The sequence below is a fragment of the Trinickia sp. Z7 genome, from assembly GCF_056498045.1.
The window spans coordinates 1-21362 of sequence record NZ_JAUEQW010000003.1 but is presented as its reverse complement, the minus strand read 5'-3'; the positions used below and the strand labels follow the sequence as shown (position 1 = coordinate 21362).

Sequence of the window (21362 nt, the reverse complement as noted above, 5' to 3'; positions counted from 1 at the left end):
TATGCCCCACGCCGACGAGCGTTGGAGCCGCCCCCCGCGGGAGGCGCCCTGCTATCGCGGCGGGCTGCGCCTGCCGCGAGCTGCGAATGCGGGCGCGAACCGCTCGAGCGAAAAGTTCGACAGGTCGATCGCATCGAGCGAGTTCTTGACGAGCAGTCCGAGTTCCGTGTCGCCTTCCATCGTCAAGCGTCGACTGAAGAACAGCGTGTCGGGATCTTGGGTGCGCCGCGCCAACTGAAAGAAGTCGTAAGCGCTCGCGCTGATCGTCAGGTCGATGTCTCCGGCGTGCCTTGCCGCGCGAAACGCGCCGCCTCGGTAGACGAAGTCGAATGCCACGCCCGCGTCGCGCACCTCGATTCGCAACGCGCGATCTTGCAGTTGCGCGAGCGTATCGTCGGGAAGATGAGGCTTCACCGTCAAATTGAGCCCGCCGACGAACAGCAGCGAGCCTGGATACGCGGGGAGCTTGGACAGCACGCCGCGTATCAGCGAAGGCACCTCGTAGCCGATCTGGCTCATTGAGCACTCCTAATGGGTTCCATCTGCGAGGCTTCCTGCTTCTGATCCAGCCCCGGCATGCCGTGCCAATATCCGTCGCAGCGCGATTCGGGCATGAGCCGCCCCATGCGCTCCAAGGCCTGCGAACCGGTCAGCCTGCCGTCGGCAGCATCGCGGAAGATGTCGACGATTTCGCTCATCCCTTGCGACTGCGGGCTCAAGCGGAGCACATCGACGCCAAGCGCCTTCAACGTATCGATCGAGTCGACCAAGTTGTAGACGCGCGCCGATTGGATCGAAATGCCGTTCAATACGAGGAAGGGCTGCCCTTCCCTAGTGCGCAGCATGAGACCGTCGGGGTGTTCGATGCAGACGTATTGACAGTTTTCGCGCGGCAGATTGCGTTGTCGCGCAGTGAAGCACCGCGCGGAAAACGCGAGCGGCAAACGCCCATAGGCGAAGACTTCGGTCTGCACGCCATCGGGTCGCGCGCGCTGCATCTGCCCGAGCGCATCCGCGCTCATTTCCAGCGGCATGACCCAGCGTTTGGCCCCGACGCCGGCCAGCACGTCCAGCGTCGGCTCGTTGTAGACGTTGAGCCAGGGCCCCGCGACGAACGCATTGCCTTGCAGGTTGCGAACCGCACCCATGTCGTTCGCTTCGACGAGGTACCGGCCGTTGCCGGTCACCGCTTTCATCGTCGCGACGTCCTTGCCCGATTCGAGCAGAATCTGCGTCGAGAGCACGACTTCCTTGCCCGCCTGCGACAGCATCTGCGCGATTTCCAGCCAATCGGGCAGGCGCAGCTCGTGGCGACGGGAGCACACCGTCTCGCCCAGATACACGATGTCGACGGGCGCCGTGCTCATTGCTTCGTAAAATTGCAGCGTCTGGACGCGCGACCAATAGTAATGAATCGGACCGATTGCGATCTTCACTTGCTCTCCTGCGCTGCGCCTCATTTCCAAGGACGGTGGTAGGCGCCCAGCGTGTGTTGCTGACCTTCCGCGACTTTATCGAGCTCGCCCATCCAAGCCGGCTTGACGCTGTAGCGCTGCGGGTTGGCCCGGCACTGATCGATCGCGTCGCGCCATACGCGCGTGACTTGCGCCACGTAGGCGGGGCTGCGTTGCCGGCCTTCGATCTTGATGGCCTTCACGCCCATTTGCATGAGACGCGGCAACAATTCGAGCGTATTCAAGCTCGTCGGCTCTTCGATCGCGTAATAGCTTTCCCCGGCCACGTCGAAGCGGCCTTTGCACAGCGTCGGGTAGCCCGCGTTCTCGTCGTCGGCGTAACGGTCGATCAGCACGCCGTTCAAGCGCGACTCGAGCCCCTGCGAGGTTTTTTGCCACCGCACGTGCTTCGCGGGCGAACACACGCCGTGGGTATTGGGCGACTCGCCCGTTGCATACGAGGACAGCGCGCAGCGCCCTTCCACCATCACGCACAGGCTGCCGAAACCGAAGACTTCGAGTTCGACCGTCGTGTTTTCCGTCACGTGCTCGACTTGTGTGAGCGACAGCACGCGCGGCAGCACGGCGCGCGAAACGCCGAAATGCTGCTGATAGAAGTTGATCGCTTCGTAGTTCGTTGCCGAGCCTTGCACCGACAGATGCAAGCGCAAATCAGGATAGCGATCGCGCGCGTAGCGCATGAGTCCCGGATCGGCCACGATAACCGCATCGACGCCGGCTTCGGCCGCGCGGTCGACAGCGGTGCGCCAGACGGGCCACGCCGTGGGCTGCGGGTAGGTATTGAGGGCGACCAGCACCTTGCGGCCACGCTCGTGCGCATAGTCGATGCCGGTGCGAATCGCCGCTTCGTCGAAATTCAGGCCTGCGAAGTTTCTCGCGTTCGTCGCGTCGCGAAAGCCGAGGTACACGCAATCGGCGCCGTTATCGACGGCGGTCTTCAATGCCGGCAGGCTGCCGGCCGGACAGACGAGCTCCATCTATGGGGAATGCCTCTTCATGAAAAATGCGCTTGGCGCGCGGTCGCCGCTACACCGAAAGACGGCTGCGTATTTAGGCTGCGGCGTCCACCGGCATGCGCGCGTGCGAATCGTCGGCCGCGCGGGGCGTCCCGGCGCTCGCTTCGTTCTCCGCGGGCTTGACGCCGGTCAGCAGGTAGGTGATGAGATCGCGCACGGGGCGAATCTGCGTGCCGAAGGGCAACGCCTCCGACCCGCGAAAGAACAGCCCGCGCTTGACGTCGCCGGCCAGCGCATAGGCGAGCCGCGTGTCGATGCAAAACTGCCCATGCTTGGCGATGCCGTCGCGCAAGCCGCACTGGGCCAGGCAATCGAAACCGACCGTGCATTTGCGCGCTTTGGCCACGCGTTGCAGCTTGGCTTCCTTCTCGAGGTATTCGGCCAACCAAGGCGTGCGCACTGCGCGTGCTGGAAGCCCCGCCACGCTCATGAAAGTGACGATGTCATCGGGCGTTGCCTCGACGAGCACGCGCTTGAAGTTCGGGTGAGCATCGCCCTCCTCGCTCACCGCGAACGGCGTGCCCAATTGCACCGCGCTCGCGCCGAGCGACATCAACTCGCGCACTTGCTCCGGCGTGTGAATGCCGCCCGCGGCGATGAGCGGGATGCGCTCGCGTTCGAGGCCGAGGTCCTTGAACAACGCCAGCGTGCTTTCGATGACTTCCGAGAACGCGAACTGCGGGTTGGCGACGCTCTCGATCGTGGGTGCGCCAAGATGCCCTGCCGCGTAGCGCGGGTTCTCGATGACGATCGCATCGGGCAAGCGTTGTTTGCGCATCCACTTCTTGAGCACGAGCCCGATGCCGCGCGCATCCGACAGAATGGGGATCAGCGCCACCTCGGGATAATCGGCCGTCAGCTCGGGCAGATCGAGCGGCAAGCCCGCGCCGACGACGACGGCATGCGCCCCGCTTTCGCACGCCTGGCGCACGTAATCGGCATAAGCCGCGACCGCGCGCATCACGTTGACGGCGACGGCGCCGCGGCCGCCCGACAACGCGAGTGCGGCGCGAATCTCGCGATCGAGCGCTTCCAAATTGACGGCGTCGATCAGCGCGCGGTCGCGCGAGCGGGCCGTCTTGACCATGAGATCGGGATGATGGCGGCGCAGATCGACGCTCGAAATCGTTCCGAGCGCACCGAGCGAGGCAACGGTTCCAGCCAGGCGATGCGCGGATACGCCCACCCCCATTCCGCCTTGCACGATGGGCAGCAATGCTTTGCCCTTGATGCGCAGGGTTTCGAATACAGCCTTCGGCACTGACACGGGACAACCTCACGACGATCGCAGTAACCGGTAGTGTGAGGGGGAGAAGGACTGCGGACCTTAATCTGGATCAAGAACCGGTCCCGGCTTCGGTGTGACAATCGATCGCTGATGAAACCCCTTGCTTGTGAAACGATGCTCGCGCTATGCGGGCTCGAACCTCCCGAACCGATGGAGCGCGTGCTCGCGGCGCTGCGCACGCTCGCCGACGGCCGCTTCCTGTCCATGGAAATCGATCGCGAGCCGCTGCCGCTGTTTGCGCTGCTCGCGCGCGGCGGTTACGACTACGAGATGCGCGGACCGCTTGGCGGGCGCTACGAGATCGATATTTGGCGCAGGGCGTGATGCGGCGCGACCTGGAACTCGATGCATCGCCACCGCTCGGCGCGCCGTTACGCTTCTTTTTGAACGCACCCGTGTTCGCGTCGATAGCCGCGGCGTTGCTGCTTTATGCGGGCCCCGCAGGGTTCGCATCGCGCTGGTCGCCGTTTGCGCTCGCCGCGACGCACGCGCTCACGCTGGGCGCATTCGCAAGCGTGATGATGGGTGCGCTCATGCAGATCCTGCCGGTCGTGGCAGGGGCACAAATTGCGTGGGCACGCACAAGCGCCATCGGCATTCATGCGCTGCTCACGCTCGGCACGCTCTTGCTGATCGCCGCATTCATTGGCGCGAACAGCGCACTCTTTCCCTTCGCCGGTTCGCTGTGCGCCGCCGCCGCCGCCTGGTTCGCGCTCGCTTGCGCCATTGGCCTCGCGCGACGGTCCTCGGCTAGAACGCGCGGCACGGCCGATATCGTGCGCGCGGTGGGCCTCGCGTTGGTTGCACTGCTCGTCACCGTGGGGCTGGGCGCGATGCTCGCGCTGTCTTTGTCGCGTCCCCTGTCGCTACCGATGGTCACGCTGACGAATCTCCATCTCGCGTGGGGGCTGGCCGGATGGATCGGACTGCTCACCGCGGGCGTGGCCTATCAGGTGATCCCAATGTTTCAGGTCACCGAGCCGTACCCGCGCATGCTCACGCGGGCGTTTGCGCCGCTCGCGTTCTGCGCGCTCGCGCTGCTCACGCTGGGCAGCCTGGGGTGGCCGGCGCATGGCGCCATCGCTGCCGTTGCATTGCACGGCTCATTGCTTGCACTGTACTGCGGCTTCGCCGTGGTGACGCTCGCGCTGCTCCATCGCCGCAAGCGCCCCGCCCCCGATGCGACGACGCTCTTTTGGCGCACGGCGATGGCGAGCGTCGTCTGCGCGGCGCCCGCTTGGGCCATCGGCGCGTTGGCGGGCCGGCCGTCGAGCGCGGTCACGGTCGGGATTCTGTTGCTTGCGGGCGGTGTTTGGTCGGCGATCAGCGGCATGCTCTACAAGATCATTCCCTTCTTGCTGTGGTACCACATGCAAGCGTCGATCGACGTGCGCTCGTCGATCGTGCCGAAAGTCAAAGCAGTGCTGCCCGACACCCATGCCCGTGCGCAGTATTGGGCGCATTTGATCGCGCTCGTGCTGTTGCTCGCTGCCGGCGCATCGCCCGCGTGGCTGGCACGCCCCGCCGCATTGGCGTTCGTCGCCTCGAACCTATGGCTCGGGGCGAACATGGCGGGCGCGTTGCGGGTTTATGTGCGGGTCGTGCGCAAGCTCGCTTCAGTACGCGCAAGCAGCCTCGAGCTTTGACGGATCGGGGATCAAGATTTCACGGCCGCGAATGGTGACGAGCCCGCGCGTGCCGAGTTCATGCAGGATGCGCGAGAAATGTTCCGGCGTGAGATTCAAGCGCGAAGCGACCATTTTCTTGCCCGCCTCCAGCAGCACGCGCCGCCCCGGCTCCTCACAGCCCGCCTCCGGCTCGCCTTTTTGCGCGAGTAGATAGCTGATCACGCGGTGGGTGCCCGTGCGCAGCGAATAGGCCTCGACGTCGCGCATCAGCGCGTGCAGGCGAGCGCTCATACCGGCCAGCATCTTGCAAGCGAAGTCGGGGTCGGTGCGCAAGCCGTCGACGATGGCCGCCTTGGTTACGTGCAGCAGCAAGGAATCGCTGAGCGCCTGCGCCGATACGAAATAGGGTTTCCCGAGAAACATCAATGCTTCGCCGAAGCTGTCGCCGGGGCTGACGAGCCGCACCACTTTTTCTTCGCCGAGGGGCGAAGTCACACTGAGCTTGATCTGCCCGTAGACGACCGCGTGCAGGCCCGTGCAGGGGTCGCCGCAATGGAACACCATCTCTTTTCGCGCAACCTGTTGCTGCGTCGTGCCGAGCGCGACACGATCGAGCTCGGCGTCCGAGAGCTCGTTGAACAGCGGCATTCGGGCGAGAAAGTCCTGAACGCGAATCTTCCCTTTTTGCATCGATCGCCCCCATCCGCTAAGAGTCATATCAGCTTCGAATAGGACGCGGCGCTGGGTCGCCCCAGGTACTTGTCGAACGTCATCGCCACGGCGCGCACGAACAGCCGCCCTTTGGGCAAGACTCGAATCGAACCTTCGTCGACGGCAACGAGCTGCGCTTGCTCGAACGGCGCCAGCGCCGCGAGCTCCGCCTCGAAGTAGCGTCCGAAGTCGATGCCGTGCCGAGCTTCGACGTCACCGAACACGAGCGGCATGCTGCACATCAGCGTCATGACGACTTCACGGCGCAAGAGGTCGTCGGCGCTCAGCGTCATGCCGCGCTCGACCGGAAGGCGCCCTTCGTCCAGCCGCTCGTAATAGGTCTTCACCGACCGCGTCGATTGACAGTAGGACCGCCCGATCTTACCGATGGCCGAGACGCCGAAGCCGACCAGGTCGCATTCGGCCTGTGTCGTGTAGCCCTGGAAGTTGCGATGCAGGCTGTTCTCGCGCAGCGCACGGCTCAATTCGTCGTCCGGCTTGGCGAAATGATCGAGACCGATGTAGACATAGCCCGCGTCGAGCAGCCTGCGCGTCGCTCGCATGAAGATGCGCAGCCGGTCCTCGGCGAGCGGCAGCTCGCGCGCGTCGATGAGGCGCTGCGCCTTGAAGCGCGAGGGCAGGTGCGCGTAGTTGTAGAGCGCGATGCGATCGGGGGCGAGGCGCACCACTTCGTCGAGCGTGCGCTCGAAGCTAGCGACCGATTGTCGCGGCAAGCCGTAAATCAAATCCATGTTGATGGATTGAAAGCCGGCGTCGCGGCTCGCGCCCAATGCACGCTCGACCATGTCGAGCGGCTGAATGCGGTTCACGGCCTGCTGCACGGCCGGATCGAAATCTTGCACGCCGAAGCTCGTGCGATTGAAGCCCAGCGCGGCAAGCTCGGCCAATGTCGTCGGCTTCACCGTTCGCGGGTCGATCTCGACGCCCAACTCGGCTTCGGGCACGAAGTCGAAATGCTTGCGCAGCCCTTCGAGCAACGTACCGAGTTCGGCCATGCTGAAAAAGGTCGGCGTGCCGCCGCCCAAATGCAATTGGGAGGTGCGCCGATCGTCGCCGAGTTCGGGCGCGACCATCGCGATTTCGCGCAACAGGTAGCCGAGGTATTCGGTGGCCCGCCCGTGCTCGCGCGTAATGACTTTGTTGCAGGCGCAGAAATAACAGAGCGATTCGCAGAACGGCAAATGGGCGTAGACCGAGAGCCGGGGCTTCACCGCCGCGCCGGCGCGCTCCGCGAGATGACCGCGATAGGCGGCCTCGTCGAAGCCGGGCACGAAGCGATCGGCGGTCGGGTAAGACGTATAGCGCGGCCCCGCGTTGTCGAAGCGCCGGATCAGCGCCTCCGATATCTCGATGTCGGCGAAACGATCAAGGTCCGCTTTCGGCGTGGTAGACGAGGTGTCGCGGCATTGCGCCGTTTCTGCTGACATATTCCTTCCCATGAACGTGCGTGGCCGGCAACGGGGCCGGCTGCGATCATTATCGAACCCACGATCCATAAAAACTTGATGTATGTCAGCAATGTTTCGTTCGGAGGCTCGCTCCCGGTGTCCATCTTGCCTAGTCACACGGTCCGCGGTGCGCATAAAAGATATACAATGCATCTACTTTATAGGTGGCGTATGCGACTCACGGATTTCACCGATTACAGTCTGCGCGTGCTCATGTATGCAGCCGTGCGCTCGGACGAACTCGTCACGATTGCCGAAATTTCCGAGGCGCTCGGGATCGCGCGCGGGCATCTCGTCAAGATCGTGCATGCGCTCGGCCGCGCCGGTTATCTGAGCACGACGCGCGGCCGCACGGGCGGCTTGAAGCTGGGGCGACCGGCCTCGCGCATCACGGTTGGCGACGTGGTGCGGACGATGGAGGCCGACTTTCGGATGGTGGAGTGCTTCGATACCGAGGGCAACGCTTGCGTGATCACCGCGGCATGCGGGCTGCGCGGCGTGCTCGGCAGCGCACTGCGCGCGTACTTCGAAGTGCTGGACAAGTTCACGCTGGCCGATATCGCAGCGGAGCAGGGCAAGCTATTGCGGCTGCTGGGGCTCAATGCCACCGAGCAGCCGCTCGTGCGCATGGCGCGCAAGTAGCGCGTGCCGCGTTCAGTCAGAACGCGTTGACAGGAATCTTCAGATAACGCACGCCGTTCGATTCGGGCGGCGGCATGTCGCCGGCCCGGATGTTGACTTGGACCGCCGGCAGGATCAGCACCGGCATCGAGAGCGTGCGGTCCCGTTCCGTCCGCATTTGGACGAAGGCCTCTTCCGAGACCCCATCGTGCAAATGCACGTTCGCACGGCGCTCTTGCTCGACGCTCGTCTCGCAGCGTGCTTCACGCGAAGGCGGGGGATAGTCGTGGCACATGAACAGGCGCGTTTGCGGCGGCAGGGCGAGTAGCTTTTGCACCGAGCGGTAGAGCGCATGCGCGTCGCCGCCGGGGAAATCGCAGCGCGCCGAGCCCACGTCCGGCATGAACAGCGTGTCGCCCACGAACACCGCATCGCCGATTTGGTAGGCCATGTCGGCAGGCGTGTGGCCAGGCACGTGCAGCGCGCGCCCGGTCAACTCACCGAAAGCGAAAGTCTCGTCCGCGGCGAACAGATGGTCGAATTGCGTCCCATCCGCTGGCACGTCGCCTCCCAGATTGAACACGCGCTTGAACGCGCCCTGAACCGTGCGTATCTGCTCGCCGATCGCCGTCTTGCCGCCCAGCTCGCGTTTCAGGTATTGGGCCGCCGAAAGGTGATCGGCATGGGCATGGGTCTCGAGCAGCCACTGCACCTGCAGGCGATGCTCACGCACGAACGCAATGACGCGGTCGGCCGATGCGGTACTCGTGCGGCCCGACTTCGGGTCGTAGTCGAGGACCGAATCGATGACGGCCGCCGGCGTGCCGTCGCCGGCATGAACGACGTACGTGAACGTCGAGGTCGCACAATCGAAAAATGGCGCTACTTGGGGACGCATCGTCAATCCCTTCCAAAAGTGGAGTTGCCAAACAATATATCAATTAATATAATGTCTCTCAACATATTGTTGAACTTGCACCTACCGCGTCATATGGAAAGCCAGCTTACGCCGCAAACGTTGGACCACCTACGCCACTCGGCCACGAAGTGTTGTGCGCTACTCAAAGCCATGGCGCATGAGGACCGGCTGCTATTGCTGTGCCAGCTCACCGAGGGCGAGCAAAACGTCGGCGAGCTCGAAGCGCGTGTCGGCCTGCATCAGCCCAGCCTGTCGCAACACTTGGGCGTGTTGCGCGAAGAAGGGCTCGTCGCTGCAAGGCGAGAGGGCAAGTACATCTATTACAGCCTCGCCAGCGAGGAAGTCATCGCCATCATGCAAACTTTGGCCGAGCTCTTTTGCGGCAAGACCGAAGGGGCCAAGGCATGATCGTCGATATGTCGCATTTCGCCCCTGTCGCGGCCGTCACGGGCGGGCTGCTCATCGGCGCCGCGTCGGGTTTGTACATGCTGCTCAACGGCCGCATCGCCGGTATCAGCGGCATGATCGGCCGCCTGCTGGAACGGCGAACGCTCGAGCGCGCTTCTGCGCTCGCCTTTCTGCTCGGGCTCGTTGCCGCTCCGTGGCTGTGGCGGTTGGCTGCGCCGCTGCCCGCGGCCACCATCGAAGCCTCGCCATCCATGTTGGTGGCCGCCGGTTTGCTCGTCGGTTTCGGCACGCGCCACGGCTCGGGTTGCACGAGCGGCCACGGCGTATGCGGCATTTCCCGCGGCTCGGCCCGTTCGATCGCCGCCACGCTCTCGTTCCTATCGTTAGGATTCCTAACCGTCTTTCTGCTTCGTCACGCTTGATATGCTCGCTCTGTCCGGTTTCGCCGCAGGTCTCCTGTTCGGCTTAGGCCTCATCGTATCCAACATGGCCAACCCCGAGAAGGTGCTCGGCTTTCTCGACCTGGCCGGCCGCTGGGACCCCTCGCTCGCGTTCGTCATGGGCGGCGCCGTCGCGATCGGCGCCTTTGTCTTCGCGCTCACCCGCCGCGCCAGCTACAGCTTGCTCGGCGCCCCGGTCTCGTGGCCCACGGCGACGCGCATCGATCGCGCGCTCATCCTCGGCAGCGCTCTGTTCGGCGTCGGGTGGGGGCTCGCCGGCTTCTGCCCCGGCCCGGCACTCGTCGCCGCCTCGAGCGGCCAGCCCAAAGCATTGCTATTCGTGCTCGCGATGTTGGCGGGCATGGGCCTGCATTCGCTCACCACGCGGCTGCGCGCCGCACGTACCTGAAACGGAGTTCGCGCCCATGTCCACGCCATTCGTACAGCACGATCCGACCTTTTCGTCGACCGCGCAGGTGCTGCCGGAGGACCTTCCCAGCATCGCCGCGGCGGGTTATCGGTCGCTCATCTGCAATCGTCCCGACGGCGAAGGCGGCCCTTCGCAGCCGAGTTCCCAGGCGATGCAGGCGGCTGCCGAGCGCGCCGGGCTTGCGTTCGCCTACCTGCCTGTCCAGCCGGGCAAGATGACGCCCGAGCAAGCGCAAACCTTCGCAAACTTGCTGCAAACGATGCCCAAGCCCGTGCTCGCGTATTGCCGTACGGGCAATCGTTCCGCTGGCCTGTACCGCGCCGCGACCACACCGGCGCAAACATCCAAGGAATCGTCCATTGCGCCGGCTTGCACCTGGGAAAAAACTTTCGACGTGGTCGTCGTGGGCGGGGGCAGCGCAGGGATCGCCGTGACGGCCAGCCTGCTTCGCCGTCAACCGGGCCTCAATATCGCGGTGATCGAACCGCGCGACACGCACGACTATCAGCCGGCGTGGACCCTCGTCGGCGGCGGCCTGTACGATGCGAGCAAAACGCGCCGGCCGATGAGCGAAGTCATGATCAAGGGCGCCACTTGGATCCGCGCCGCCGTCGCGAGGTTCGAGCCCGACGACAACCGGGTGCGGCTCGACACCGGTGAAGCCGTGCCATACCGGGACCTCGTCGTTGCAGCGGGGCTGCGCCTCGCATGGGAGCGCATCGAAGGTCTCGAAGCGGCGCTCGGCAAGCATGGCGTGACGTCCAACTACCGCTACGACCTGGCGCCTTATACCTGGGAACTCGTCCGCGCGATGAGCAGCGGCACGGCGCTCTTCACGCAGCCAGCGATGCCGATCAAATGCGCAGGCGCGCCGCAAAAAGCGATGTATCTTTCCTGCGATCACTGGCGGCGCGTCGGCGCGCTCGACAAAATCAACGTCGAATTCAATACCGATGGCGCCGTGCTGTTCGGCGTCGCCGCCTTCGTGCCGGCGCTGATGCAATACGTGTCGCGCTACCGCGTCAATCTCGCATTCGGCTCCAATCTCGTTGCCGTGGACGGGCCGAACAAGCTCGCCTATTTCGACGTCCGGGATGCCGACGGGCGCACCGAGCGCGTAGCCAAACGTTTCGACCTGCTGCATGTCGTTCCGCCCCAAGTCGCGCCCGATTTCGTCCGCGACAGCCAACTGGCCGATGCCGCCGGGTGGTGCGAAGTCGATCCCGCAACGCTGCAGCATCCGCGCTATCCGAACGTGTTCGCGCTCGGCGATGTCTGTTCCGCGCCCAACGCCAAGACGGCCGCCGCCGCGCGCAAGCAGGCCGTCATCGTCGCATCGAACTTGCTCGCGATGCGCGCCGGGCGGCCTCTGCCGCGCCGCTACGATGGTTACGGCGCGTGCCCGTTGACGGTCGAGCGGGGCAAGGTCGTGCTCGCCGAATTCGGCTACGGCGGCAAGCTGTTGCCCACCTTTGCGCTCGACCCGCGCCGCCCGAGCGCCTTGGCTTGGCTGCTCAAAGCCAAGCTGCTGCCCTGGTTCTACTGGAACGGCATGCTCAAGGCGCGCGAATGGTTCACGGACACGAGCGTTTGACGGGCAAGGCCGGCCATGTTCGATCCGTTCATCGTTAGCGCCGCGCTCGGCTCGCTCGTCGGCGTCATTCTCGCTTTGACGGGGGCGGGGGGCGGCATCGTCGCCGTGCCGCTGCTCGTCTTCGGATTAGGGCTCGATGTCGCGACCGCCGGGCCTATCGGGCTCGCCGCAGTCGGGCTCGCAGCGGCGCTCGGCGCCTTGCTCGCACTGCGCGAAGGGCGGGTGCGGTACAAGGCGGCGGTGCTGATGGCGGGCGCGGGCGCGCTCGTCTCGCCGCTCGGCCTATGGCTCGCCCGGCATGTTCCGAATGCGCCGCTCATGCTGCTGTTTGCGTTCGTGCTGTTTTACGTTGCCGCGCGCATGTTGCTGCAGCACGTCGGGCGTGCATCGCGCGCACCGGCTCAGGGGCCGCTCGACGCTGCATGCCGCCTCGATCGGGCACGCGGCAAGCTCATCTGGACCGCACCGTGCGCACGCGCGTTGACCCTATCGGGCGCGATCGCGGGCCTGCTGTCGGGATTGTTGGGCGTCGGCGGCGGGTTCGTCATCGTGCCGGCGTTGCGGCGCGTCTCGGACATTGCGATCGAGAACATCATGGCCACCTCGCTCGCGGTCATCGCGATCGTATCGGCTTCGGGCGTCGTCGCGTCCGGCTTGGCCGGTCAGATGGCGTGGTCGGCCGCGTTGCCGTTCACCGCCGGCGCCATTGCCGGCATGCTCGGCGGCCGGCTCCTAGCCCGCCGGCTGAGCGGCGCACGCCTGCAGCAAGCGTTCGCCGTCTTCGCGGGCGCCATCGCCGTGGCGATGGCGGTCAAAGCCGTCACACAGCTTTGACCGCGGCGCCGGTCACTTACGGCTGGCCCGCGTAATAGCGCGCCGCCGCTTCGATTTCCGCCGGTGTCATCTGTCGTGCGACATTGCGCATTTGCTCGCTGATGTCGTTGTGACGATCGCCCGCGGCGAAGGCCTGCAACTGCGCGCGGATATAGACCACCGGCTCGCCTTCGAGCCAAGGCGTGCCCGTCTTGTGATCCGCGGCGCCGTGACACGATGCGCATGGTGCGATGTTGCGCATGGGCGCGCCCGTCGCAACGATCGGCGGCACGACCTGGTTGGCCGGATGATTGCCGGGCAGCTTCGGCAGAAACGCGTAGTACGCAGCGAGGTCGCGCATGTCCTGATCGGACAGCGTCTGCACCATCGGGCTCATCACCGCATTCGTGCGCGCACCGGTCTGGAAGTCCTTCAACTGCTTGTAGATGACCGTTTCGTACTGGCCGGCGAGGTTCGGCGAATTCGCTTGGCTGATACCTTGCGGCCCGTGGCACATCGAACAGCGCAACGCGAGCGTCGCGCCGCGGCCGATCGACAGCGCATCGGCGTTGGCGAACATCGTCGGCGTCACGACGACTTGGCTCGTCTTCACGCGCGAGGTAACCGGCGTCGAAACGAACCATTGTTGCGGAACGCCGGCTGCGCTGCAGATCGCGTTCCAGACGCCGGCGAATTGCGAACCGGTTTGGACGGACGGCAACCAGATGAAGCCGATCAAGATCGAAACCACGGCCACGCCCGCGGTCAAGCCTATGCTAACCGTAAACCACCGGTTGCGCAGCGAGAACAAGCGTTCGGTGCTCATCGTGCGCCCCCCATGTAGATAGCCGGCACCGAGGTTTGCTTGAGCACGAGCAACTGCGCAATCGGATACCCGTAGTTGACGACGGTCAGCGCGATCATCAGCGCGACCCACAAGCCGAAGCTATTGAGCGCGATCGGCAATGTCTTGGGCGGATGCACGGCGGTGCTGAACGTAAACTTCTGCGGCGCAGCAGCGGGGGCGCGATGGCCACGGGCAAGCACGATGAAGAACAGCACGGCGGAAGCGACGAGAATCAGCGCGCCGACGAACGACATATCGACAGTGATGGCCTCGGGGGCGAGCGCCGGATTGCTGTAATCGAAGTACGCCATGCGCCGCGGCATGCCGAGAATCCCGGCATAGTGCCAGGGGAACGTCGTCACGATCATGCCGATGAACCAGAGCCACAGTTGCCAGCGCATGAGCTTCACGCTCGTCAGCACACGGCCCGTGAGTTGCGGCCAGAGGTCGTAAGCGATCGCGAAGTACATGATGACGATCGCGCCGCCGAAGATCAGATGGAAGTGGCCCGTGATCCACTGCGTATTGTGGATCGTCGAATCGAGCTGATAGCTCATGTTGATGAGCCCGCCCGCGCCGCCGAAGCCGAGCATGACGAACGAGAAGGCGACGGCCAGCATCATCGGCTCATGCCAGGGCAGGGCGCGCAGCCAACCGAACGGCCCGCGACCGCCGCGCAGCCGTCCCGCAATTTCGACCGAGGCGCAGATCGTGAAAACCGTCAGCAGCGTCGGCACCGACACGAAAGCCGTGAACACCGATTGCAGGAACTTGAAGCCCGAGCCGACTTGCGGATCGGCGAACAAGTGATGAATGCCGATCGGCATCGCGACCACGAGGAACAGGATGAACGAGATGCGCGCCATCGCATCGCTGTAGAGCCGGCCGCCGACTGCGCGCGGCACGAGCGTGTAGTACGCGATGTAGGCCGGCATCAGCCAGAAATAGACGATTGCGTGCAGCGTCCAAGAGAAGAACACGCGAGCGAGGCCCGAATCGATGGTCGTCTTAAGGCCGAGGGCGACAGGCAAAATCTGGAACAAGATTTCGATCGCGGCGCCCACTGCGGTCCAGGCCCACAAGTACGATCCGGCCACGTTGGCGAACATCGGCAACGGCACGGGCTTTCCGGGATTCGCGCGCTTCCACGTGCGCAGGTTGATCGACATCAGTGCGACCCAGATCCACGATCCCACGACGACGAGCACCACGCCGATGTAATAAAAGGGATTGCCGACCATCGGCGGATAGAACGTATAGAGCACCGATGCGCGGCCAAGCGAGACGGGGATCATCGCCGTGATCGACCCGATCGCGACGAGCCACCAGCCGATCCACGCCCAACGCTTGCCCACGAGCGGTTGCTCTAGCGACAGTTCGCTGATCGCGTAGCCGAAGCCCATCGCGATCAACGTCGGAAACACGTACCCCATGACGGAGCCGTGCGCCGTGACGGAGCGGTAGTAGAGCTCGGGCTGCCTGAGCCATATATGCAAGGGGCTGCGCACGTACATTTGCCAGGCGCCGAGCAACAGCGCGACGCCGAAGGTGGCGAAGGCGAACCAGAAGTGTGCGAGTACGAGTCGTCTGTTATTGAGCACAGCTAAGCCTCCGAGCGTTGGCCGCGAGCTTGTCGAATGCAGCGCGATCGAGCACTTTCACGTGCGCCCACATGCCCTCGTGACCCGTGCCGCAGTATTCGTGGCAGGGCATCAAGTGATCGCCGCTTTCGGGAAAGCTCGTCTTGAAGGTCGAGACATACCCCGGCTCGACCATGGAATTGATATTCGTATTGGCGATGAGAAAGCCATGCACGACGTCGGCGCTCGTCACGCGAAACGTGATGGGCGTGTCCGCCGGCACCACGATGCACTGCGGCGTGAACGAGTACTGCTGCGCGACGATGCGCACCGTGACCGAGCCGTCGGTTTCGACGGCGCTGCCCAGGTTGCTTTCGATGAATTCACCCGATACGTGAAGCGTCGTCGGATCGATCGTTTCGACGCGCGAGGGCGGCATCGCGGCCCAATGCAAACCGGTGTAGACGACCATCGCAATGAGGAGCAGGATGATCGCGACCGAGACGGCCGCCCATTTGCGCTCCACGCGCGCAGCAACCTCAGCGCCTTCGGCGTGGTTGGAAGATGGAATGTTCGACATGTCGCTCGCTCAGTGGATGACGCCGCGCGGCAAAAAGACTAGGAAGTAGAACGCGAACCAGAGCGCCACGACGATGGCGGTGGCGATGCCGGCCACCGCGATGGCCCCCGCCGGCCCCGAGCGAACGATCTCGTCCACGCGCTGCTCTTCTTGGTCACTGGCGCCCGCTCGCGCCTCGTTGTTCGGATTCATGGCGTGCCTCGATTCAATAAAGCGGCGCGGAGCGCAAAGCGTTGGCTTCCTTGGCCGTGACCGGCGTGCCGCGGTTGCCCCAAGCCGTGCGAATGAAGGTGACCACCGCCGCGACTTCCTCGTCCGACAGCGACTGGGCGAACGGCGGCATACCGTAAGGCGCGGGGTTTTTCATCGTGCCGGGCGCATAGCCGCCGTTGAGCACCATGCGAATCGGATTGACGGCAGAAGTCATTTGGATCGACTGATTGTTCGCGAGCGGCGGGAAATCGGGCAGCTTGCCTTCGCCGTGCTTGCCGTGGCAGGTCGCGCACTGTGCGTCGTAGATCTTTGCGCCGAGCCGCACGAGCAACTCGCGCTCTTCGCCCACCATCGCGCTCTTGCCGTTCGCGCCGTTATCGCCGCCGTGTTGCGGCAACGACTTCAGATAGACGGCCATCGCGCGCACGTCGTCGTCGGACAAATACTGCAAGCTGTCGTAGACGACTTCGGCCATCGGGCCGTACACCGCGCCGCGTTTGGCTACGCCTTTTTGCAGCAGATCGGAGATGTCTTCGATGCTCCAATCGCCAAGGCCGGCTTCCTTGTTGGAGGTGAGCGAGGGCGCGTACCAGTCCTGCATCGGAATCAACCCGCCTTCGAATGCCTTGGATTCCGAACTGCCGCCGAGCGCATTGATCGCCGTATGGCACATCGAGCAGTGGCCGAGCCCCTGCACAAGATAAGCGCCCCGGTTCCATTCGACCGAACGTGTCGGATCGGCTTGGTATTCGCCTTCACGAAAATACAGCGTGCGCCAACCGAGCAGCAACTCGCGGTTGTTGTACGGGAAGCGCATCTCGTGCGGCCGGTTCGGCTGATGCACGGGCGGCACCGAGCGCAGGTACGCGAAGATCGCATCGGAATCCGCGCGCGTGACCTTCGTATATGCGCCATAGGGCATCGCGGGATAAAGCAGCGAACCGTCGCGCGAGCGGCCCGTGTGCATCATTTGATAGAACTCGTCGGCGGTCCACTTGCCGATGCCGGTTTCGTTATCGGCGGTGATGTTGGGGGAATAGAGCGTGCCGAACGGCGTCGGCATGGCGCGCCCGCCCGCGAACAGTTTGTCGCCGGGCTGCGTATGGCAGGCCACGCAATCGCCGGCGCGCGAGAGGTACTCGCCGCGCTTGACGAGGTCGGCCGGCGCGCCGCCCGGACCCTGTGCGAACGAGAGCGCGCTCGATGCAACCAGTGCGAGGCCCGCACCCGCGCGAGCAAGCGAGCGTGAAAGATAAAGAATGGCTGGCACGAAAGACTCCATCATTGCGGTTCGCTGCCGCAACGCAGCGGCATCTTCAAGCTTCCCGCGGGAGCGAAAGCGGGATTGGCCGGACCCGGCGACGCTGCAAGCCACGCTGCGACGGCCGTGATGTCATCGTTCGTCAAACGCGAAGCGACCTCATGCATGCAATCGGGCGCATACGACTTGCGCGTGCCGTAACGCCATGCGCCCAGTTGTGCGCTGATGTAGTCGGCATGCAGGCCGAGCAGGCCGGGGATGGCCGGCTCCATGCCGGTGAGGGCCGCGCCGTGGCACGAAGCACAGGCGGGGATGTCCTTGGACGGATCGCCCAGCTTTGCGAGTTGCTGGCCGCGGGCGAGCAGGGAAGCGGCAATGGCCGGCGTCGATGCGGGCGGATAGGGCGGGCGTTGGCTCGCGAAGTATTCGGCGATCCGATGCAGATAGGCATCGGGCAGATACGCGAGCAAGTAGTTCATCGGCGGGTACTGCCGATGACCGTCGCGAAAGGCGATCAACTGGTTGTATAGATAGCCCGCGGGCTTGCCCGCCAGGCGCGGAAAGTAGTCGTTATCGGTGCCTTCGCCTTTCGCGCCGTGGCAGGCCGCGCAGGCCAGCACGCGCGCCTGCATCGTATCGGGCGCCCGCGCCGTTTGCGCATCTTGCGCATGAGCGGCGCCGCCCAACGCCAGGCTTGCAAAGACAACAGTAACAGCAGCAGTTCTTCTTCTCAGCATCACTTCATCGTCTCCGGGGACAGCCAACGATATGCGGCGCGCCCACGGCTTTTACGGCTTAAGCCTCGCAGCGGTGCGGACCGAAACGGCAATGCGTCTTCTCTAGCTGTGCCGTCGATTCTAATCAAAACAGACGAAATCCCACAGCACTGTCTGCGGCGAGAGAACACGCACTCGAAACCCGATACGACGCCGGGTCTCGATTCGATCGCCAAAACCCGACGATTAGACCAGGAAGCGGCGCAGCGCGGGTTGATCTGGATCAGATGTGCGCCAGTCTGACGCACCCTGTGCGCAAGCCTTGCGACGCTTGGTCGCGCGGGTTATACGTGACAAATGTCGCGCAACGCAAGAAGCTAGCCAGGATGGCCTTCGTCGCAGGGTGGGGCGCCGTGCTGTAGGAATCGGCTGACACCGGGTGGGCGAGCGCCGACAGGACTCTCGGTGCAACCCGATAGGCCCGGGTGGGCCGGCAGCGGACACTTCGAGTCGACAGACGTTGCATGCCGCCTGCGATGCGGGTGCGGGACGTGAGCCGTCCCGCGTTTATCGATCAAACCAAGGAGAGCATGACATGTTCGGTGCCAGCGAACGAGCCAGCGCGAGCGACGCGATGAGCAAGACCTCAATGCCCATATCCGTGCGCGGCGAGACGATGAAGCGTTCGCCCGCGATACGTGGCACTTCGTCTTCCTGCAAAAACTGCACGCTGCGCTCCGTGTGCTCGGTCAACCCCGACGAGCTCGCATGCTCGCGGCAAATGGACGACTTGATCCTCGGGTATCGCCACGTGAAGAAAGGCGAGGCGCTCTATCGCGTGGGCGACGTCTTCGGCAATCTGTATGCCGTGCGCACCGGCTCCTACAAGAAAGTCACTCTGCTCGCCGACGGCCGCGAACAAGTCACGGGCTTCTACGTCTCGGGAGAATTGCTCGGCGCCGACGGCATCTCGACGGACCACTATGCAAGCGATGTCATCGCGCTCGAGGACAGCAGCGTATGCGTGATGCCGTTCGATCTGCTCGAGCTGCTCAGCCGCGAGGTGAAGGCCGTCCAACACAATGTGTTTCGCATGCTGAGCGCCGACCTCGTTCGCGAAAGCAACGCGTTGATGCTGCTCGGCACGATGACGGCCGACGAACGGGTCGCCGCGTTCCTGCTGGATTTGTCGCGTCGCTGGCAGGCGCGCTCGTACTCGCCCAATGCGTTCGTCTTGCGCATGACGCGGGAGGAGACGGGGAGCTTTCTCGGGCTCAAGCTCGAAACGGTCAGTCGAACGCTGTCGCGCTTTCAGAAGCAAGGGCTGATCACGGTGCACGGCAAAGAAGTGGAAATCTTGGATCTCGATGGCCTCGCCGACGTGGCGCGGCGATCCGTGTGAGCGACGAGCGGCCCGGCACGATGTTTGCGTGATCGTCGTCATACTGTTTTCATAAACAGGGAGACGATCGTGAAAGCGTTCAGACGATTCAAGTTGGCCGGCGCGGCCGGCGCCGTCGTGGTCGCGCTTCTGACGGGCTGCACGCTGGGCGGCGCAGCCGTAGGCGGGTATGCAGGCAACAAGCTGACGCACGGCAGCACGGCCGGCACGGTGGGCGGGGCGGTAGCCGGCGGCGTGGTCGGTTACGAACTCAGCAAATAACGGCGTGACGCTTGCAAAAAAGGGGCGCTCCCTCACGGAGCGCCCCTTTTTTGTTTACCTCACGAGGCAACCGCTGAGCTGCTCGGCCGGTAGATCAGAACTTGTGACGGATGCCCACGCGTGCCGCCAATTGCGAATGCGAATCCGAACCCGACGTGCTGAAGAAACCCGACGAATCACCGATCTGTGCTTGCAAGCGCGTCGCGCCGTTGTTGCCCGATGCGATCTGATAGATGCCGAGCACGTAGACGTCGGTGCGCTTGCTGAGCGCGTAGTCCAAGCTCAGGTCGGCTTGATTGAAATGGCCCTTGGCAGCATCGTTCAAGTGCATGTACGTGTAACCGAGGCCAGCGGACAGGGCCGGCGTGAAGGCATATTTCGCGCCCACGTCATATGCGTCGAACAGCAGCGCCGTGCCGGCAACCGGCACGAAGCGCGTATTCGTCCACAGCGCCCAGAACGTCGCCGGACCGAGCAGATATCGCGCGCCCAGGCCGAAGGTGCGCAGTTCCTGAACGTTGGTCAGCCCCGTGTTGGAGATCGTCGCGTTACCCGGATAGCGAATATCCGTGTAGGCCGCGCCCACGCCAATGGGGCCAGCCGCGTAGTTCAACCCGAAGCTGTAGGTGCGCGACGAGCCAGGGTTCGCGGTGCCGTTCGCGAGCGAACCTGCAAACGCGCCGGCTTGGTTCGAGAAGCCGTACAACGCGCCGAACGTGAGGCCCGAGAAGGTTGCGCTCGCGAACTTGACGGAATTGTCGATGCGGCTCGACGTGAGTTGGTCGACGTCGTTGATGTGGAAGGCATAGTTGCCCGCAACCGTGTTGCCGCCGGTCGAGTAAGCAGCCAACACGTCGGTCGACAGCGAGTACTGTCGGCCGAGCGTCAACGAACCAATGCCGTCCTTCGCGAGACCGACATAGGCTTGACGGCCGAATTCGCGGTTGCCTTGCCCCAGCGTGCCATTGGCAATGCTGAAGCCGTTTTCGAGGGTGAAGATCGCCTTCAGGCCGCCGCCCAGATCTTCGCTGCCCTTGAGGCCCCACCGCGTGCCTTGGGCCACGCCGTCATCGAACTTCGCCAGGCTGCTCGAATGGCCCGTCGCGTCGCGGCTGTTGTTGACGTAGCTCACCCCGGCGTCGATCACACCGTAAAGCGTCACGCTGCTTTGGGCGTGCGCTGCAACGCCGATGCTGCCGAGCACGGCGGCAACAAGAATACGTTTGTTCATCATTTGTATGGATTGGTCCGTTTGTTGATTGGAAAGCGGCCCCATTAGCGCCGGGGCGAATTCTTCCCGAATTCCATGGGGCTTTTATGAACTTTTTGTTTAACGTGGCATTTTGTTAACACCGATTATTCCAATTAGCGCAATACACTCATGCAGACGATGCGCGAATCATGCCGGCGGCGACGGTGTGATGCGTCGTTTCGTCGATCAGCACGAACGCGCCCGTGCCCGGATGCACGTCGTAGGCATCGCAAACGATCGGCTTTTGCAGCGTCAACGCCACGCGCCCGATATCGTTCATCGCCAATGCGTGCTTCTCGCTCGTATGCAAGAGCGTATGCACATCGAACACTTCCTTGACCGCGCCGATTCGCGCAAATACCGTATGCGTCGTTTGCTTGAGCAGGTATTTACGCTGCGTCGAAAGCGGCTCTTCGTCGAACCAGCATAAATCCGCCT

General features: G+C 64.0%; 25 protein-coding genes. 10 read left to right on the top strand and 15 right to left on the bottom strand.

Annotation, left to right across the window (positions count from 1 at the left end; translation table 11 throughout):
• Positions 1 to 51: 51 nt before the first annotated feature.
• From ubiT to QQS38_RS06515, 4 genes are all read right to left on the bottom strand, one after another.
• Positions 52 to 519, bottom strand: a complete 468-nt coding sequence (ubiT, locus tag QQS38_RS06530; RefSeq protein ID WP_479644572.1) for a ubiquinone anaerobic biosynthesis accessory factor UbiT — start codon at positions 517 to 519, stop codon at positions 52 to 54.
• A complete protein-coding gene (ubiV, locus tag QQS38_RS06525) occupies positions 516 to 1436 on the bottom strand; it encodes a ubiquinone anaerobic biosynthesis protein UbiV (protein WP_479644571.1) in 921 nt (306 codons plus the stop codon). The genes ubiT and ubiV overlap by 4 nt, the downstream gene beginning before the upstream one ends.
• A 20-nt stretch (positions 1437 to 1456) precedes the next feature.
• Entirely contained in the window at positions 1457 to 2452 is a 996-nt protein-coding gene (gene ubiU / locus QQS38_RS06520; RefSeq protein WP_479644570.1) for a ubiquinone anaerobic biosynthesis protein UbiU, read from the bottom strand.
• 73 nt (positions 2453 to 2525) lie between these two features.
• Entirely contained in the window at positions 2526 to 3758 is a 1233-nt protein-coding gene (locus QQS38_RS06515; protein WP_479644569.1) for an NAD(P)H-dependent flavin oxidoreductase, read from the bottom strand.
• Between the two features lie 111 nt (positions 3759 to 3869).
• Here QQS38_RS06515 and QQS38_RS06510 point away from each other — a divergent pair, with 111 nt between their 5' ends.
• Together QQS38_RS06510 and QQS38_RS06505 are read left to right on the top strand one after the other, a co-directional pair.
• Positions 3870 to 4103: a DUF2249 domain-containing protein gene (locus QQS38_RS06510; RefSeq protein WP_479644568.1), complete on the top strand. Its 234-nt coding sequence runs from the start codon at positions 3870 to 3872 to the stop codon at positions 4101 to 4103.
• Positions 4103 to 5425, top strand: coding sequence for a hypothetical protein (locus QQS38_RS06505; RefSeq protein ID WP_479644979.1), 1323 nt, complete (start codon positions 4103 to 4105; stop codon positions 5423 to 5425). Before QQS38_RS06510 ends, QQS38_RS06505 begins: the two co-directional genes overlap by 1 nt.
• Here QQS38_RS06505 and QQS38_RS06500 read toward each other — a convergent pair.
• Both QQS38_RS06500 and hemN read right to left on the bottom strand, forming a co-directional pair.
• Positions 5396 to 6097, bottom strand: coding sequence for a Crp/Fnr family transcriptional regulator (locus tag QQS38_RS06500; protein ID WP_479644567.1), 702 nt, complete (start codon positions 6095 to 6097; stop codon positions 5396 to 5398). The two genes, QQS38_RS06505 and QQS38_RS06500, sit on opposite strands and share 30 nt — an antisense overlap.
• A 23-nt stretch (positions 6098 to 6120) precedes the next feature.
• A complete protein-coding gene (gene hemN / locus QQS38_RS06495) occupies positions 6121 to 7566 on the bottom strand; it encodes an oxygen-independent coproporphyrinogen III oxidase (protein ID WP_479644566.1) in 1446 nt (481 codons plus the stop codon).
• A 192-nt stretch (positions 7567 to 7758) separates the two neighbouring features.
• On the opposite strand from hemN, the gene QQS38_RS06490 reads away from it, so the two are divergent.
• The gene (locus QQS38_RS06490) at positions 7759 to 8229 is read left to right on the top strand and encodes an Rrf2 family transcriptional regulator (RefSeq protein ID WP_479644565.1); all 471 of its coding nucleotides are present in this window, start codon (positions 7759 to 7761) and stop codon (positions 8227 to 8229) included.
• A gap of 16 nt (positions 8230 to 8245) precedes the next feature.
• Here the strand turns inward: QQS38_RS06490 and QQS38_RS06485 are convergent, their stop codons facing one another.
• The gene (locus tag QQS38_RS06485; protein WP_479644564.1) at positions 8246 to 9106 is read right to left on the bottom strand and encodes an MBL fold metallo-hydrolase; all 861 of its coding nucleotides are present in this window, start codon (positions 9104 to 9106) and stop codon (positions 8246 to 8248) included.
• A gap of 93 nt (positions 9107 to 9199) precedes the next feature.
• On the opposite strand from QQS38_RS06485, the gene QQS38_RS06480 reads away from it, so the two are divergent.
• The 5 genes from QQS38_RS06480 to QQS38_RS06460 are packed head-to-tail and all read left to right on the top strand — an operon-like array spanning position 9200 to position 12833.
• The gene (locus QQS38_RS06480) at positions 9200 to 9535 is read left to right on the top strand and encodes an ArsR/SmtB family transcription factor (protein WP_479644978.1); all 336 of its coding nucleotides are present in this window, start codon (positions 9200 to 9202) and stop codon (positions 9533 to 9535) included.
• Complete coding sequence (locus tag QQS38_RS06475) at positions 9532 to 9957, top strand: YeeE/YedE family protein (RefSeq protein WP_479644563.1); 426 nt, start codon at positions 9532 to 9534, stop codon at positions 9955 to 9957. Before QQS38_RS06480 ends, QQS38_RS06475 begins: the two co-directional genes overlap by 4 nt.
• Before the next feature lies 1 nt (position 9958).
• A complete protein-coding gene (locus QQS38_RS06470) occupies positions 9959 to 10384 on the top strand; it encodes a DUF6691 family protein (protein WP_479644562.1) in 426 nt (141 codons plus the stop codon).
• Between the two features lie 16 nt (positions 10385 to 10400).
• On the top strand, positions 10401 to 11999 hold the full coding sequence (locus QQS38_RS06465) for a bifunctional protein tyrosine phosphatase family protein/NAD(P)/FAD-dependent oxidoreductase (protein ID WP_479644561.1): 1599 nt from the start codon (positions 10401 to 10403) through the stop codon (positions 11997 to 11999).
• Positions 12000 to 12014: 15 nt separating this feature from the next.
• Complete coding sequence (locus QQS38_RS06460; protein WP_479644560.1) at positions 12015 to 12833, top strand: sulfite exporter TauE/SafE family protein; 819 nt, start codon at positions 12015 to 12017, stop codon at positions 12831 to 12833.
• Positions 12834 to 12849: 16 nt separating this feature from the next.
• On the opposite strand, the gene QQS38_RS06455 is transcribed toward QQS38_RS06460, so the two are convergent.
• From QQS38_RS06455 to QQS38_RS06430, 6 genes are read right to left on the bottom strand one after another with little or no spacing between them, the layout of a single operon-like run.
• Entirely contained in the window at positions 12850 to 13638 is a 789-nt protein-coding gene (locus QQS38_RS06455; RefSeq protein ID WP_479644559.1) for a c-type cytochrome, read from the bottom strand.
• Complete coding sequence (locus tag QQS38_RS06450) at positions 13635 to 15260, bottom strand: b(o/a)3-type cytochrome-c oxidase subunit 1 (RefSeq protein ID WP_479644558.1); 1626 nt, start codon at positions 15258 to 15260, stop codon at positions 13635 to 13637. Before QQS38_RS06450 ends, QQS38_RS06455 begins: the two co-directional genes overlap by 4 nt.
• Positions 15250 to 15819 (bottom strand): cupredoxin domain-containing protein, encoded by a 570-nt coding sequence (locus QQS38_RS06445; RefSeq protein WP_479644557.1) that lies wholly within the window; start codon positions 15817 to 15819, stop codon positions 15250 to 15252. The genes QQS38_RS06450 and QQS38_RS06445 overlap by 11 nt, the downstream gene beginning before the upstream one ends.
• A gap of 9 nt (positions 15820 to 15828) precedes the next feature.
• A complete protein-coding gene (locus QQS38_RS06440; protein WP_479644556.1) occupies positions 15829 to 16011 on the bottom strand; it encodes a hypothetical protein in 183 nt (60 codons plus the stop codon).
• A gap of 13 nt (positions 16012 to 16024) precedes the next feature.
• A complete protein-coding gene (locus QQS38_RS06435; protein WP_479644555.1) occupies positions 16025 to 17302 on the bottom strand; it encodes a c-type cytochrome in 1278 nt (425 codons plus the stop codon).
• A gap of 11 nt (positions 17303 to 17313) precedes the next feature.
• Complete coding sequence (locus QQS38_RS06430; protein WP_479644554.1) at positions 17314 to 18030, bottom strand: c-type cytochrome; 717 nt, start codon at positions 18028 to 18030, stop codon at positions 17314 to 17316.
• A 613-nt stretch (positions 18031 to 18643) separates the two neighbouring features.
• Here QQS38_RS06430 and QQS38_RS06425 point away from each other — a divergent pair.
• Positions 18644 to 19411: a helix-turn-helix domain-containing protein gene (locus QQS38_RS06425; protein ID WP_479644553.1), complete on the top strand. Its 768-nt coding sequence runs from the start codon at positions 18644 to 18646 to the stop codon at positions 19409 to 19411.
• A gap of 93 nt (positions 19412 to 19504) precedes the next feature.
• On the top strand, positions 19505 to 19672 hold the full coding sequence (locus QQS38_RS06420) for a glycine zipper 2TM domain-containing protein (RefSeq protein ID WP_479644977.1): 168 nt from the start codon (positions 19505 to 19507) through the stop codon (positions 19670 to 19672).
• A gap of 94 nt (positions 19673 to 19766) precedes the next feature.
• On the opposite strand, the gene QQS38_RS06415 is transcribed toward QQS38_RS06420, so the two are convergent.
• Positions 19767 to 20903 (bottom strand): porin, encoded by a 1137-nt coding sequence (locus tag QQS38_RS06415; RefSeq protein WP_479644976.1) that lies wholly within the window; start codon positions 20901 to 20903, stop codon positions 19767 to 19769.
• Positions 20904 to 21051: 148 nt separating this feature from the next.
• On the bottom strand, positions 21052 to 21362 hold a 311-nt coding region (locus tag QQS38_RS06410; protein WP_479644552.1), incomplete at its 5' end, for an elongation factor 1-alpha C-terminal domain-related protein.

Bases quoted from the DNA above. Each gene is read 5' to 3' on its own strand.
- hemN (WP_479644566.1), bottom strand. From the start codon at position 7,566: ATGTCAGCAGAAACGGCGCAATGCCGCGACACCTCGTCTACCACGCCG.
- QQS38_RS06430 (WP_479644554.1), bottom strand. From the start codon at position 18,030: ATGCTGAGAAGAAGAACTGCTGCTGTTACTGTTGTCTTTGCAAGCCTG.
- QQS38_RS06445 (WP_479644557.1), bottom strand. From the start codon at position 15,819: ATGTCGAACATTCCATCTTCCAACCACGCCGAAGGCGCTGAGGTTGCT.
- QQS38_RS06415 (WP_479644976.1), bottom strand. From the start codon at position 20,903: ATGAACAAACGTATTCTTGTTGCCGCCGTGCTCGGCAGCATCGGCGTT.
- QQS38_RS06470 (WP_479644562.1), top strand. From the start codon at position 9,959: ATGCTCGCTCTGTCCGGTTTCGCCGCAGGTCTCCTGTTCGGCTTAGGC.
- QQS38_RS06490 (WP_479644565.1), top strand. From the start codon at position 7,759: ATGCGACTCACGGATTTCACCGATTACAGTCTGCGCGTGCTCATGTAT.
- ubiT (WP_479644572.1), bottom strand. From the start codon at position 519: ATGAGCCAGATCGGCTACGAGGTGCCTTCGCTGATACGCGGCGTGCTG.
- QQS38_RS06480 (WP_479644978.1), top strand. From the start codon at position 9,200: ATGGAAAGCCAGCTTACGCCGCAAACGTTGGACCACCTACGCCACTCG.
- QQS38_RS06505 (WP_479644979.1), top strand. From the start codon at position 4,103: ATGCGGCGCGACCTGGAACTCGATGCATCGCCACCGCTCGGCGCGCCG.
- QQS38_RS06500 (WP_479644567.1), bottom strand. From the start codon at position 6,097: ATGCAAAAAGGGAAGATTCGCGTTCAGGACTTTCTCGCCCGAATGCCG.
- QQS38_RS06460 (WP_479644560.1), top strand. From the start codon at position 12,015: ATGTTCGATCCGTTCATCGTTAGCGCCGCGCTCGGCTCGCTCGTCGGC.
- ubiU (WP_479644570.1), bottom strand. From the start codon at position 2,452: ATGGAGCTCGTCTGTCCGGCCGGCAGCCTGCCGGCATTGAAGACCGCC.
- QQS38_RS06440 (WP_479644556.1), bottom strand. From the start codon at position 16,011: ATGAATCCGAACAACGAGGCGCGAGCGGGCGCCAGTGACCAAGAAGAG.
- QQS38_RS06455 (WP_479644559.1), bottom strand. From the start codon at position 13,638: ATGAGCACCGAACGCTTGTTCTCGCTGCGCAACCGGTGGTTTACGGTT.
- QQS38_RS06465 (WP_479644561.1), top strand. From the start codon at position 10,401: ATGTCCACGCCATTCGTACAGCACGATCCGACCTTTTCGTCGACCGCG.
- QQS38_RS06510 (WP_479644568.1), top strand. From the start codon at position 3,870: ATGAAACCCCTTGCTTGTGAAACGATGCTCGCGCTATGCGGGCTCGAA.
- QQS38_RS06425 (WP_479644553.1), top strand. From the start codon at position 18,644: ATGAGCAAGACCTCAATGCCCATATCCGTGCGCGGCGAGACGATGAAG.
- QQS38_RS06485 (WP_479644564.1), bottom strand. From the start codon at position 9,106: ATGCGTCCCCAAGTAGCGCCATTTTTCGATTGTGCGACCTCGACGTTC.
- QQS38_RS06475 (WP_479644563.1), top strand. From the start codon at position 9,532: ATGATCGTCGATATGTCGCATTTCGCCCCTGTCGCGGCCGTCACGGGC.